Consider the following 11,964-nt stretch of genomic DNA (forward strand, 5'->3'; position numbering starts at 1 on the left):
CCTTCTTATCGGATTCAGTGGTCAGGACGCGAACAACGGCATGTCGCGATGGAGGTGACGTTCGGCGAGCGCGTCCTGCAGCGGATCGGACAACGCGGCGAGCCCGGTGGCCGCCTCGGTGGCGATCCGGTCGCACAGCGGTGCCAGGCGCATGGTGCTCGCGGCGATGGCGGCGGGATCGAGGGCGAGCAGGCGTTGCGCGGCGGTGGCAGCGCCGGTGAGTGTCGTATAGACGACGACACCCGCCAGCTGTTCGGTGCTCACGCCACAGGCGGCACCGACCATGCCGAACACCGTCGACAGGTGAGGACGCGGCCCCACCGCGGTCCAATCATGGTGCGGCCACAGCTGTTTGGCCAGGCGCAGCAGACCGCGGCCTTGCGCGCGCGAAGCCGTTCGCGCGGCGGGTGACGGTGTGCGTGCGTCGGCTTCGAGCTCGGCGCGTTCGGGAGTCAGCGTCGCGCCACACACCGCGGCGGCGAGGGACGCAGTCACCAGTCCCGAGGTGGCGACCCGGCGCCGCAGGTACAACTCGACGCTCGCGTTGTCGCGCAGCAACCCCGACGACACGGCTTCCTCGACACCACCGGAATGCACGTGCCCACCGATGGGCAGGCGCGAATCGGCCAGGGCGAGCAATGTCGCCAGTCCCGTCGCACCCTCGTTTCGCATCCGACGATCCTATGCAACCGACCTGGACGTCCGCCCGGTGAGGGCGACCACCACCGCACACCGTGGCGGCCATCACGCCGCCGGACGGTCGCACCCGGCCGGACGATCCACGATCCGCCGAATGGCCGCCCGCGACGGGTCGCTCTCGATCAGCGGCAGTCGGCGTCGATCCGCGGTCAGGACCGAGTCGACCGCCAGGTGTCGTAGCGCACACCTGGCGGATGTCACTCAGTGGCTGGTGCGGGCCGAGCGCCAGGCCAGCACAGCCATCGCGATCAGCAGAAGTGCGCCGCCCGCGGTCGCGAGGTGCATTCCGCTGACGAAGGATTCGCGAGCCGCGTGGATCAGCCCGTCGTCACCGGATGACTGCAGCAGGGTGTCGCCCAGGGTCTCGCCGAAGTCGCCACCGGAGCGGAACACCAACGCGGCCACCGAGCCGAGCAGCGCGAGACCGAGCGCATTGCCGAGTTCGAAACTCGTCTCGGAGATCCCCACCGCCGACCCCGCCCGCTCGGCGGGCACCGCCGACACCGCGACATCCGACACCAGCGTGAACGAGAAGCCATAGCCGATACCGGCGATCACCGAGCCCGCCACATACCAACCGAGACCGCCGTCGACACCGACGCCGAGCAGCATCAGGTTGCCGATCGCCGACAGCATCAGCGCGAGTGTGAACGTCGCCCGCACGCCCAGCCGCAGCCCGAGCCGCGCGCCGCTCATCGAGCACACGAACACCGCGATCGCCATCGGAATGCCGAGCAGTGCGGCGGCCAACGGGTCACGACCGGTGACCGACTGCAGATAGATGCTGGTCAGGTAGCTCATCGCGGCGAGCGACATCATGCCGGCCATGCTCGCCCCGATCGCCACCCGGAACAGCGGCCGCGTGAACAACGACAGGTCGAGCAGCGGTTCCGCGAGATGACGCTGCCTGCGCACGAACAGCACCAGCAGTCCGACGCCGATCACCGCGATCACCAGCGACACCGCGTCCAGTCCTTCGGCGGCGATGTGTTTGATCCCGTAGATCAACGGCAGGATCCCGCCGATCGACAGCGCGACGCTGGGCAGATCGATCGGGCCGAGGGCCGCGGAACGATGTTCGGGCAGCAGGATCGGCCCGAAGATCAGCAGAATCGCCAGCACCGGAATGTTGATCAGGAACACCGAGCCCCACCAGAAGTGGTGCAGCAGCACCCCGCCGATGATCGGGCCGACCGCCGAACCACCGGCGAAGAACGCGGTCCAGATGCCGATCGCGGTGGCCCGTTCCCGTGCGTTGGGGAACAGCGTGGAGATCAGCGCCAGGCTCGACGGCAGCAGCGTCGCACCGCCGATGCCCATCAAGACGCGGGCCGCGATGAGGATCGGCGCGGTGGGCGCGAACGCGGCCAGCACCGACGCGACACCGAAGATGGCGGCGCCGACGAGCAGGATATTGCGTCGGCCGATGCGGTCGCCGAGGTTGCCCATCGTGATGAGCAGACCCGCCAGCATGAACCCGTAGATGTCGAGGATCCAGAGTTGTTGCGACGCGGTGGGGTCCAGGTCGGCCGTGAGGGTCGGCATGGCAAGGAAGAGCACCGAGATATCCATCGACACCAACAGCACCGGCAGCAGCAGCACGCCTAAGCCGAGCCATGCGCGGCGTCCACCGGCGACTGCGGTGGGCACCGCCGGTTCCAGCTTCGTCATTCTCCGAATATCCTTCCACGGTGTGCGTACACCGTACGCGGGAGCTGGGTACAGTGTACGCATGAAGGTTGTATTACGAAAGCGAGTCATGGGATGACTGAGGCGAAGCTCACCCGCACCGCGATCGTCGATGCCGCGATCACCCTCGCCGACGCCGACGGACTCGACGCGGTGTCGATGCGCCGCATCGCCGACCGCCTCGATGTGGGCACCATGTCGCTGTATCGGCACGTGGCGAACAAGGACGAACTCATCGCGGCCATGACCGACGAGATCGCCGCCCGCCACCCCTACCCCGATCCGGTCGGTCGCGGGTGGACGTGGCGCGACCGGGTGCGCATCGCCGCGGAGATCGATTGGGAGCTCTACCAGCAGCATCCCTGGGTGCTGCTCACCTTCGCGGTCCCCCGCTACAGCTTCGGCCCGCAGGGCCTGACGAGCCTGGCGTGGTTGGTCGAGGGCCTGCGTGAACTCGACGTGACGGCCCGCGAGGCCACCACGATGGGGTTTTCGGTCTGGAACTACATCTCCGGTGCCAGCTTGCCGGTGGTCGGCGGCGCGCTACTGGCCGAGAAGCGCACCGCCACCGACGACACCAACGGGCTGCGCGATCTCCTCGAGGGCAAACCCTCCTTCCCCGTGCCGCCTGCGCTGGCCGACCTCGAGGGCGCGGGGGTGAGCGACCTCACCTCCGAGGACCTCCTGTTTCTCGGCCTCGAAGCGCTCTGCGACGGTTTCGCCGCGCGCGCTGCCCGTCGGGCTTGACCTCGAGCACCATTCAGCATCACCGGCCGTTGGGCGAGTCGCCGAATATCGGGCGACACGGCGGTCGCCGGTGGTGAAGACTGGACCTATGACCGACGCGCAGCCGTCCGCCGATCGTCGCCTCGCCGCGCAGGCTCTGGCCGCGAACGATCCGACCGGATGGTTCGAACCGCTCTATGCCGAGGCCGCAGCGGGGACCTCGGTGGTTCCGTGGGATCGAGACGTACCCAATCCACTGCTGGTCGACTGGCTCCGCACTGCCTCGCTACCGCAGGGAACGCGGGGCCTGGTGATCGGCTGCGGCTACGGCACCGACGCCGAATTCGTTGCCTCCCAAGGCATCCGAACCACCGCCTTCGACGTCTCCCCCACCGCGATCCGCGGCGCGCGGGCCCGCTTCCCGCATTCCCCCGTCACCTACAAGGTCGCCGACCTACTCAACCCACCGCCGGCCTGGCGCCACGCCTTCGACCTGGTCATCGAGTCGATCACGGTCCAATCCCTGCCGCCGGACGTCCGCACCCCCGCCATCACCAGCATCCGAGACCTGCTCGCGCCGGGCGCGACCCTGCTCGTCATCGCCGACATCAGCAAGACCCCCGCCACCGTCGGCCCACCATGGCCCCTCACTCGCGGCGACATCGACTCGTTCACCGCCCCCGACCTGGCCCAGATCCGCGTGGAATCCGTCCCTCGCCACGACGCCTCGGGTCTCAACCGCTGGCGGGCCGAATTCCACCGCCTTTCACAAAACGCCGACTGACGGCTTACGCCAGGCAGGGACGGTCCAGTAGGTCGCAGCACGTAGGACCCATTCCACCGGCCCATACGGGTGGCGGCTCAGCCACCGGGCGCTGAGCCCGAGTTGGGCGGCGAAGGTCGCCAGGCCGACCGCGATCACGACGCCCAGCGACACATCGTCGGCGAAGGCGAAACCGTAGCCGGTGTAGACGACCATCAGCACGATCGATTGCCCGATGTAGTTCGAGGCCGCCATCTTTCCCGCGTGTGCCAACACAGCGCAGTGGCGACCCAGCCGTACCGACCGTGCCGCCAGCACCACAGCGGCGAGGTAAGCGAAGGTCATCAGCGGATTCACCAGCGCCTGGATCCCGATCAGCAATGGCGGCGGTGTCCACCACCCCATCGACGCCGCGACAGTGAGCGCTGAAACGGGCATTCCCGCGCACAGTCCCACTACGAGAGCCCGTAAAGCCCAGGTACGCGTCATGTTCGACTGCCCGAGCACGTTCAGCTTGCCCGCGGCCATGCCCAGCAGGAACATCGCCAGGCTCGGCACCGCCCCGGCGGACCACACCAGTAGCAGCGCGGTGGGCGCGACGGCGAGCTGGGCGGAAAGGGTTTCGGCGGCAGTGCCGGTATAGGCCGCCCCCACCTCGGGCATCCGAAGTCCGGCGCCGGGCGTCAGGCCGGGCAGGACGCTGCCGATCGCCCAGATCAGCAAGAGCGTCGCACCCGCGAGGGCTGCCGTCCGCGGACCGAGCGGGCGAACCGCGATCAGGATCAGGCCGAGGGCGGCGTACAGCGACGACCGCGTTGCAGATCAGAATCCCGAACAGCGCGAACCCGCGCAGGATGTCGAGCTCGGTGATCCGGCGTACGGATTTCGTTGCGGGCGGATCCGATACGTCGAGCACCGGTAAACGGTAGAGCGCCGAAGCGGCACCTTATGCGGCGGGCGGAGCCTGCTGTTCGGAACGACGTTGCCATGGCGGGATGGTCAGGTAGGTCGCGGCGCGGAGTAACCACTCCACCGGGCCGTAACGATGACCGCGCAACCACCAGGCGCTGAACGCGAGTTGCGCGGCGAAGGTGAGCAGCGCGATCGCGATGACAGCCAGGGGCGCGATGGTGTCGGCGAGGGCGAGGCCGTAGCCGGTGTAGACGAGCATCAGCACGATCGACTGGCCGATGTAGTTGGTGGCGGCCATGCGCCCGGCGGGGGCGAGCAGGGCCGTGCAGCGGCCCAGCCGTGCGGACTGTGCTGCCAGCAGGATCGCGGCGACATAGGCGAACGTCATGGCCGGATTCACCAGAAATTGGAGGCCGTGGAGCGCGGTGGGAGCGTCCCACCAGGTCATCGACTCGGCGAAGGTCATCGCCGAGATCGGCAGGCCGAGGCCGAAGCCGAGCACGAGTGCGCGAAAGGACCAGCGGCGCAGCAGTTCCGGGTTCCCGAACAGGTTTCGTTTGCCCGCCGCCATGCCGATCAGGAACATCGCCAAGCTCGGCACGCCCTGACTGAACCAGATCAGCAGCAGGAAGACCGGCGCGAGGGCGGTCTGCGCGGAGAGCGTCGACGCGAAGTCCGCGGTGTAGTCGGCGGATATCGCGGGCAGGTCGACGAACTCACCGAACGCGAGAACCCCGGTGCTGCCCGGCAGAAAGGTCCACGCCGACCAGGTCACGTACAGCACTATCCCGGTGATCACCGCGGTCCGCGGCCGCATGTTGCGCAGCGCGATCAGCGTCAGGCACAGGAACGCGTACAGCGTGAGGATGTCGCCGATCCACAGCAGGTAGACGTGCACGAGCCCGATCACCATCAGCGCGGCACACCGTCGGAGCAACCGGCGCACCGGCGAAACCCCCGCACGCTGGGCCGCCGCGATCTGCAGGGTGAACGAATATCCGAACAGGAACGCGAACAGCAGATAGAACCGCCCGGCGAACAGTGCATCGACAGTGGCGCGCACCAGCAGATCGACGGTGCCCCCGAAGCCCAGTACCGGGTCCTCGCGAGTGCCTACCACCGACCACAACGTGGTTGCCACGACCACGTTGGTGATCAGAATCCCGAACAGGGCGAACCCACGCAGGATATCGAGCTCGGCGATGCGCGAGCCGGATCGCACTGCGGGCGAACGTGTTCCGAGTGCGTCTGCCATACACCGAGCGTACGCACGCCGACCGGTCACATTCGTCCACCGTGCGAGCTATCTTCACGCCGTACCGGAGAGCGACCCGCGGTCAGCCCTGCGGCGTATTGACAGCCGCGTCCCACCATGCGCCGGGCGCTCCCGGCGGCAACCGGCCACCTGAGCGACCCACGACGGCCACGGTGCCACAATGGAGCACGATCACGCTCGGCAGGGACTCGCAACCACCACGGAGGCGGACATGCAGGCAGTTGTCATCGACGAATTCGGTGAACCGAAGGACGTGCTCACCGCACAGCAGGTGCCGACCCCCGAGCCCGGGGAGGGTGAGGTGCGGATCGCGATGTCGCTCTCGCCGATCCACAACCACGATCTGGCGATCATCCGCGGCGTGTACGGCTACCGGCCCACGCTGCCCGCGATCCCCGGAACCGAGGCCGCCGGTGTTGTCGAGGCGGTCGGGCCCGGTGTCGACACACTCCAGGTCGGGCAGCGGGTCGCGATCGCCGGCGTACGTGCGGCGTGGGCGGAATCCTTCGTCGCCCGCGCCGGACAAGCGGTGCCGATGCCGGATTCCGTGGCCGACGAGACCGCCTGCCAACTGCTCGCCATGCCACTGAGCGCTCTCATGCTGCTCGATGACCTGCGGGTGACGTCGGGTCAGTGGATCGTGGTGAATGCCGCCAACGGCGCGGTCGGTCGCCTGCTCAACTTGTTCGCGAAGGAACGCGGTGTGCGGGTGCTGAGCCTGGTGCGCGGCCAGTCCTCGGTGCAGGCGCTGGAACAGCTCGGCTACGGTCCGGTGCTCGATACCGAATCGGTGGGCTGGCTCGCCACGGGGGCCGGCATCACCGGCGGCGAACCGATTGTGCGCGCCGTCGACCAGGTCAGCGGCCCCGCCGCGGGCGACCTGATGGCGCTGCTCGCCCCGAGGGGTGAACTGATCTCCTTCGGCGCGCTGTCGGGCAAACCGCTGATCATCGACACCGGCGCCGTGATCTTCAAACAGGCTGTGGTGAAAGGTTTCTGGGGCCAGCAGCGCAGTTCCGACATCGATCGCGCCGATTACCTACGGTTGATCACCGAACTCGTCACGCTCGCCGCCAACGGCACCCTGCGTCTCGACGTACAGGCCGATTTCCCACTCGATCAAGCCGCCGAGGCCGCCGTGGTGTCCGAAACTCCCGGCCGCAACGGCAAAGTCGTCCTGCACGCCGGATCTCGCTGAACCCTCGGCCGGGCGGTGTGACACCGGCGCTCCCGCATGCCCGCCACAGCGCACGGACGTCGTCCGGATCGACGCGATCCTGCACAGCAAGCGCGACCCCGCCCGCTTCCCGCCCCTGACACCCCCACCGCCGACCTCCACTGGCAGACCAGCACTCTCATCCGAGGCCTACTGGACGCCAGGCAGCGCGCGATTCTCGAATCCATCCTCGCCGCGGATTCGCCCGCTGGCTGAGCGGACACCGGTGCAGTCCGCGTCCGGGTAGGGCCGAGTCGATTGGACCGATCGACGTTCACTATCGCACCGGCGCGCGGACAGTAGCAGGCTCGACACTGGGCGCATGGCACGACTGCAGATCGAAGCGGTGTCGAAGAAGTTCGATGCCGAGTACGCGGTGCGCGAGGTGAGTCTCGATATCGCCGATGGTGAGTTCATGGTGTTGCTGGGGCCGAGTGGCTGTGGCAAATCCACCCTGTTGCGGATGATCGCGGGGTTGGCGGAGCCGACCGCGGGGCGAATTCTGGTTGGCGGCACCGATGTCACGGACGCGGCGCCGCAGCGGCGGGATCTGGCGATGGTGTTCCAGAGCTATGCGCTGTATCCGCATCTCTCGGTGGCCCGCAATATCGGGTTTCCGTTGCGGGCCCGGCGCAGGCCGCGGGCGGAGATCCCGCAGCGGGTCGCCGAGGTGTCGGCGACGCTGGAGATCTCGGCGCTGCTGGAGCGACGCCCGGTCGCGCTGTCGGGCGGACAGCGGCAGCGAGTCGCGTTGGCGCGGGCCATGGTTCGCGATCCCGGTGCGTTCCTGATGGACGAGCCGCTGTCGAACCTCGACGCGAAACGCCGCGAGCGACGGCCATATGAAGGTGAGGGCCGACGGTATCGACGCCGGGCTGGACATCGCCGAGGGTTCCGGCGACGCCACCACCGTCGTCGCCGGAATCCGGCCGGAACGCCTGCGGATCGACGACACCTCGACCGATGTCCGAGGCCGGGTGCGAATGGTCGAGAACCTCGGCAGCGAAGAACTCGTGCACCTCGAATCCGGGCTCTGCGTGCGCGCGGCGCGTCCGGCCGGTGTCCGGGTGGGCGAGGACATCGCCTGCCGCATCGACCCCGCCGACATCCACCTGTTCGATCCCGACACCGGCCTGCGCCTGACTTGGCAAGCACCACAGCCCAATTCGATACCGGCCGTCGACGCGGCCGCTGTCGCCGTTCACTGATTTCGGCAAGACCCCGATGAGAAGGATAGACCCACCATGAAACGCACACTTCCCGCGCTGGGCGTGGCGCTCACCACCGCCCTCGCCCTCACCGGCTGCGGCCTCGGCACCACCGGCTCCACCGAGTCCACGAGCACCACGCAGATCCCGGTCGAGCTGGGCCACGATCTGGCGGGCCTGCAGCTCGAACTCCCGGCCCGCCGGTGTCAGCCGCACCTCGTGCGAGTTGCGTGCGACCAGCCGCACTTCCAGGGATTTCTCCAGTTTCTGCAACTGGGCGCTCAGGCTCGGCTGGGTCAGATGCAGACGTTGCGCCGCACGCCCGAAATGCAATTCCTCGGCGAGCGCGATGAACGAGACGAGATGGCGGAATTCCATGACGGCGGCTCCTCTGTCGAACACTCCCACGCTAGCGGCAGCGAACAACCCCGTGATGAACTCCGACCGCCCGGCAGTGGCCATCCGCGTTGCCGGGCGGTGAAGGTCAGGAATTCGGACCGTTCACCACGGCGTAGGCGAATCCGTCCCAACACGGTGAAAGGTCAGGAATTCGGACCGTTGACCACGGCGTAAGCGAATCCGTCCCAACCTTTCGAGCCGACAGTCTGGATGACGGTCGCATCGACACTCGGTTCGGCGGCGAGCAATTCGATCAGGTCGCGGCTCGCCCTGGCGTTCGGGTCCTCGGTCTGTTCGTCGGCGACCGTGCCCGCGCGCACCACGTTGTCGACGATGATCACCGAACCCGGATGGGTCAGGCGCAGCGCCCACTGCACGTAGTTGGAGTTGTTGACCTTGTCGGCGTCGATGAAGACCAGGTCGAATGGTTCGGTCAGGTCCTCGGCGACGCCGGGCAAGGTGTCCAGGGCCGCGCCGACCAGGATCTCGACGCGATCGCCCACCCCGGCGCGGTCCAGGTTCTCCCGGGCGACCTTGGCGTGGCGTGGTTCGAATTCGAGAGTGACGACGAGGCCGCCGTCACCGACCGCGCGCGCCAGCCACTCGGTGCTGTACCCGCCGAGGGTGCCGATCTCGAGTACCCGGCGCGCTTTCGCGGTGCGAGCCAACAGGTTCAGCAGTTTGCCCTGGGGTGGGGAGACGTCGATGGCGGGCAGGCCCGCGTCGGCGTTGGCGTTGAGTGCGGGCACGCCTTCCTCGCCCACGAGGGTGGTGACGAGATAGCTGTCGACATCGGCCCAATCGTTGGTCGTCATAGTCGCAGTCTGCCACCGCGAGCGGGTCGGCACCGGCTTCCGCGTCGAGCGCGGTCGCTACTTCGCGGTCTCGACTTCGGTGACGCCCTGGATGATCTTCACGGCGCTCTCGGCCAGCGTCTTCGTGTCGATCAATGCCTGCGACAGTGCCACCAGCTGCTGTGCGACCGTCGTTGTGGCCAGCGAGATGTCGAACAGCGCCCGGGCGATCAGGGCGGGGGTCGCCGTACCCGCGGACGCGATCAGTATCGCGGTCGCCTCGGCGAGCATGCCGGCGAGATTGCTCAGAATCCCGACCACGATCTCACGCACTGTCTCGACGATGCCCTTCATCGCCGCATTGCACTCCGACAGCACCCCGGCGACAGCCGCCTTCTCGGCGATCTTGCCCGTCAGATCTGTCGCGGTGGCCCGGTAGGCTTCGGCGGCTTCGCCCGCCCATTCACCGATTCCGCTGTCGAGTGCGGTTGCCCATTCCTCTGCGGTCGTTGTCAGACTCTCGGCAATCGCTTTCCACGAATCCGAATACGCCTTGACCATATCCGGGCTGCCGGTGATCGATTCCAGTGATTTGCGCACCGGTTCGACGTGTTCGAGCATCCAGCTCATCAGCTGCGCGCCGAGGAAGTTGAACGGATCGAACTTCGCCAGCGTGGAGGTGCCCTTGATCGCCTTGCCGAACATCGACGCCGCGGACGCCAGATCACCCGCGGTACCCGCCGCCGCGGAGATGGCGCCGACCTTGTCCGTGATCGATCCGTCGCCGGTCACCGCCTGGTAGGCGCCGAGTCCGTTCTCCCAGGTGTCACCCAGGAGCGTGCCTTTCATGATGCCCGCGTCGGGCTCCTCCCCGCCCTCGGGGGTGCCCACATTGTTGAACAGGAAATTGCTTTCCTGGTAATAGGTGTCCCGGTAGTCGACGCCTTCTACGAGCAGGTCGTTCTGCGGTGCTTCGCCGTCGTCGAAGGTGCTCACCGTGCCGGGCAGGATCGTGTTCTCGTTGAGGAACGTGCCCGCTGCGTTGGGTCCGTCGGCCATGGTCAGACGTTCCTTTCGATCTCGGCGGTCTTGCCTGCGAGATCGCCCGCCCGGGTGGTGTCACACGTTTCGAAGGTGTCGGCGGCGGTGCGCAGTTTGCCCGGCATCTCCGCGGTCAGGGTGTCGAGCTGAGCCAGTGTCTCGGTGATCTCGTCGTGGAGCGTGTTCAGGGTGCTCACCGCGTACGGCTTCACGAGCAGGCCGTAGCCGTCGTCGGCGTGGGCGAGATAGTTCGCCGCCTCGAGCGCCTCGGCGACCCCGCCGGACACGACGTCCACCGAGCAGGCCTGCGACCTGATCGCATCCAGATTCACATTCACCAGACTGGTCACGCGCAAATCCCTCCTCCGGCGAACTCGGTCGAGTCCGCAGCTCTCGATCTAATTGGACGCGCCCCGACCCCATTCGGTTCCATCGAATGTGTGCCGAGTTGTTGCGGTGGCTACTGCAACCAGGATTTGCGCTGGTAGAACATGTCCTCGTCGGACGGCTCCTCGGGTGCGACAACCCGGTTGCGGTCGGGTTTGCGGGTCGCGGGAGCGTCGGGCTCGGACGGCCACGGCGCGGCAGGGGCGGCCGGCGGCGCCGATGGCGGAACGGGCGCCGACGACGTCGGGTCGAGATCGGGGAACCGGTCGCTGTACTGGCCGACGATGGCCTCCCCGGCTTCGTCGGTGCCGACCGTGTCATGGACCAAGCCGGTGACCTGGTCGCGCAAGCGCGCCTGGGCTCGGTGTGTGCAGGCCATGAGCTCGGTCGCCACGGCGGTGGGATCCATGCCGCGGACCGCCGCGGCAAGGGTGATGGCGGTGGTCGAGCCGTTGGCGTCCACGGTGACGCTGATCCGGCCGTCGGCCGAGGTATCGGTGACGCTCACCGCGGTCATCTTGGCGTGCAGCTCCTGGTAGCGCTGCGCCTTCTGTTCCAGATCCTCCGCCCAGCGCGAGAGCTCCGTTGCGGCGTTGTTCAGGTCGTCCATGCTGTGTTTCCCCTCCCGCCGGGTACCCGGCGCTCTACGGCGGACGGCGGGCTGGAACCCGCCCCGCTCGGATCGCGACGAGCCTAATGGACGCAGCCGCGACAGCGTTCATCAGCTCGCGCACGGCCGGAGCGAAGGCGGACGTACGCCTAGTGCCTCGTCCAGGAAGGTTGCCTCGGTAACTGGTCGAGTTGATCGCGCGCCCGCGACCGGTGATGCTCCCCGGTGGAGGTGGTGCCGGTGG

General features: G+C 67.8%; 12 protein-coding genes and 2 pseudogenes. 5 read left to right on the forward strand and 9 right to left on the reverse strand.

What is annotated here, in order from left to right:
* Positions 1 to 21: 21 nt before the first annotated feature.
* On the reverse strand, positions 22 to 672 hold the full coding sequence (locus tag ACFWO8_RS28015) for an urease accessory protein UreF (protein WP_378966469.1): 651 nt from the start codon (positions 670 to 672) through the stop codon (positions 22 to 24).
* A gap of 228 nt (positions 673 to 900) precedes the next feature.
* Positions 901 to 2,370 carry an MFS transporter gene (locus tag ACFWO8_RS28020; RefSeq protein ID WP_378966480.1) on the reverse strand — a complete coding sequence of 490 codons (1,470 nt, stop codon included), beginning with the start codon at positions 2,368 to 2,370 and terminating at the stop codon, positions 901 to 903.
* Between the two features lie 93 nt (positions 2,371 to 2,463).
* Here ACFWO8_RS28020 and ACFWO8_RS28025 point away from each other — a divergent pair, with 93 nt between their 5' ends.
* Together ACFWO8_RS28025 and ACFWO8_RS28030 are read left to right on the forward strand one after the other, a co-directional pair.
* Positions 2,464 to 3,135, forward strand: coding sequence for a TetR/AcrR family transcriptional regulator (locus tag ACFWO8_RS28025; protein ID WP_378966488.1), 672 nt, complete (start codon positions 2,464 to 2,466; stop codon positions 3,133 to 3,135).
* A gap of 88 nt (positions 3,136 to 3,223) precedes the next feature.
* Entirely contained in the window at positions 3,224 to 3,898 is a 675-nt protein-coding gene (locus ACFWO8_RS28030) for a class I SAM-dependent methyltransferase (protein WP_378966494.1), read from the forward strand.
* Here ACFWO8_RS28030 and ACFWO8_RS28035 read toward each other — a convergent pair.
* Both ACFWO8_RS28035 and ACFWO8_RS28040 read right to left on the reverse strand, forming a co-directional pair.
* A complete protein-coding gene (locus tag ACFWO8_RS28035) occupies positions 3,881 to 4,600 on the reverse strand; it encodes a DUF418 domain-containing protein (RefSeq protein WP_378966500.1) in 720 nt (239 codons plus the stop codon). The two genes, ACFWO8_RS28030 and ACFWO8_RS28035, sit on opposite strands and share 18 nt — an antisense overlap.
* A gap of 223 nt (positions 4,601 to 4,823) precedes the next feature.
* Positions 4,824 to 6,044 carry a DUF418 domain-containing protein gene (locus tag ACFWO8_RS28040; RefSeq protein ID WP_378966510.1) on the reverse strand — a complete coding sequence of 407 codons (1,221 nt, stop codon included), beginning with the start codon at positions 6,042 to 6,044 and terminating at the stop codon, positions 4,824 to 4,826.
* 232 nt (positions 6,045 to 6,276) lie between these two features.
* On the opposite strand from ACFWO8_RS28040, the gene ACFWO8_RS28045 reads away from it, so the two are divergent.
* The 3 genes and pseudogenes from ACFWO8_RS28045 (at position 6,277) to ACFWO8_RS28055 (ending at position 8,489) form a co-directional block, all read left to right on the forward strand.
* Positions 6,277 to 7,263, forward strand: a complete 987-nt coding sequence (locus ACFWO8_RS28045) for a zinc-binding dehydrogenase (RefSeq protein WP_378966515.1) — start codon at positions 6,277 to 6,279, stop codon at positions 7,261 to 7,263.
* Positions 7,264 to 7,696: 433 nt separating this feature from the next.
* Positions 7,697 to 8,026, forward strand: a pseudogene (locus ACFWO8_RS28050) (ATP-binding cassette domain-containing protein); the annotation flags it as partial.
* 97 nt (positions 8,027 to 8,123) lie between these two features.
* Positions 8,124 to 8,489, forward strand: a complete 366-nt coding sequence (locus tag ACFWO8_RS28055) for a TOBE domain-containing protein (RefSeq protein WP_378966532.1) — start codon at positions 8,124 to 8,126, stop codon at positions 8,487 to 8,489.
* A 129-nt stretch (positions 8,490 to 8,618) separates the two neighbouring features.
* Here ACFWO8_RS28055 and ACFWO8_RS28060 read toward each other — a convergent pair.
* From ACFWO8_RS28060 to ACFWO8_RS28080, 5 genes and pseudogenes are all read right to left on the reverse strand, one after another.
* Positions 8,619 to 8,867, reverse strand: a pseudogene (locus ACFWO8_RS28060) (LysR family transcriptional regulator); the annotation flags it as partial.
* A 164-nt stretch (positions 8,868 to 9,031) separates the two neighbouring features.
* Positions 9,032 to 9,703 carry an O-methyltransferase gene (locus tag ACFWO8_RS28065; protein WP_378966546.1) on the reverse strand — a complete coding sequence of 224 codons (672 nt, stop codon included), beginning with the start codon at positions 9,701 to 9,703 and terminating at the stop codon, positions 9,032 to 9,034.
* Positions 9,704 to 9,760: 57 nt separating this feature from the next.
* A complete protein-coding gene (locus tag ACFWO8_RS28070; RefSeq protein ID WP_378966551.1) occupies positions 9,761 to 10,741 on the reverse strand; it encodes a hypothetical protein in 981 nt (326 codons plus the stop codon).
* Positions 10,742 to 10,743: 2 nt separating this feature from the next.
* Positions 10,744 to 11,073 carry a type VII secretion target gene (locus ACFWO8_RS28075; protein WP_378966562.1) on the reverse strand — a complete coding sequence of 110 codons (330 nt, stop codon included), beginning with the start codon at positions 11,071 to 11,073 and terminating at the stop codon, positions 10,744 to 10,746.
* Positions 11,074 to 11,183: 110 nt separating this feature from the next.
* Positions 11,184 to 11,720, reverse strand: coding sequence for a YbaB/EbfC family nucleoid-associated protein (locus ACFWO8_RS28080; RefSeq protein WP_378966582.1), 537 nt, complete (start codon positions 11,718 to 11,720; stop codon positions 11,184 to 11,186).
* Between the last annotated feature and the right edge of the window lie 244 nt (positions 11,721 to 11,964).

Source organism: Nocardia sp. NPDC058480, assembly GCF_042720495.1.
In the GTDB taxonomy this organism is placed as follows: domain Bacteria; phylum Actinomycetota; class Actinomycetes; order Mycobacteriales; family Mycobacteriaceae; genus Nocardia.

Bases quoted from the DNA above. Each gene is read 5' to 3' on its own strand.
- ACFWO8_RS28015 (WP_378966469.1), bottom strand. From the start codon at position 672: ATGCGAAACGAGGGTGCGACGGGACTGGCGACATTGCTCGCCCTGGCC.
- ACFWO8_RS28020 (WP_378966480.1), bottom strand. From the start codon at position 2,370: ATGACGAAGCTGGAACCGGCGGTGCCCACCGCAGTCGCCGGTGGACGC.
- ACFWO8_RS28025 (WP_378966488.1), top strand. From the start codon at position 2,464: ATGACTGAGGCGAAGCTCACCCGCACCGCGATCGTCGATGCCGCGATC.
- ACFWO8_RS28030 (WP_378966494.1), top strand. From the start codon at position 3,224: ATGACCGACGCGCAGCCGTCCGCCGATCGTCGCCTCGCCGCGCAGGCT.
- ACFWO8_RS28040 (WP_378966510.1), bottom strand. From the start codon at position 6,044: ATGGCAGACGCACTCGGAACACGTTCGCCCGCAGTGCGATCCGGCTCG.
- ACFWO8_RS28045 (WP_378966515.1), top strand. From the start codon at position 6,277: ATGCAGGCAGTTGTCATCGACGAATTCGGTGAACCGAAGGACGTGCTC.
- ACFWO8_RS28055 (WP_378966532.1), top strand. From the start codon at position 8,124: ATGAAGGTGAGGGCCGACGGTATCGACGCCGGGCTGGACATCGCCGAG.
- ACFWO8_RS28065 (WP_378966546.1), bottom strand. From the start codon at position 9,703: ATGACGACCAACGATTGGGCCGATGTCGACAGCTATCTCGTCACCACC.
- ACFWO8_RS28070 (WP_378966551.1), bottom strand. From the start codon at position 10,741: ATGGCCGACGGACCCAACGCAGCGGGCACGTTCCTCAACGAGAACACG.
- ACFWO8_RS28080 (WP_378966582.1), bottom strand. From the start codon at position 11,720: ATGGACGACCTGAACAACGCCGCAACGGAGCTCTCGCGCTGGGCGGAG.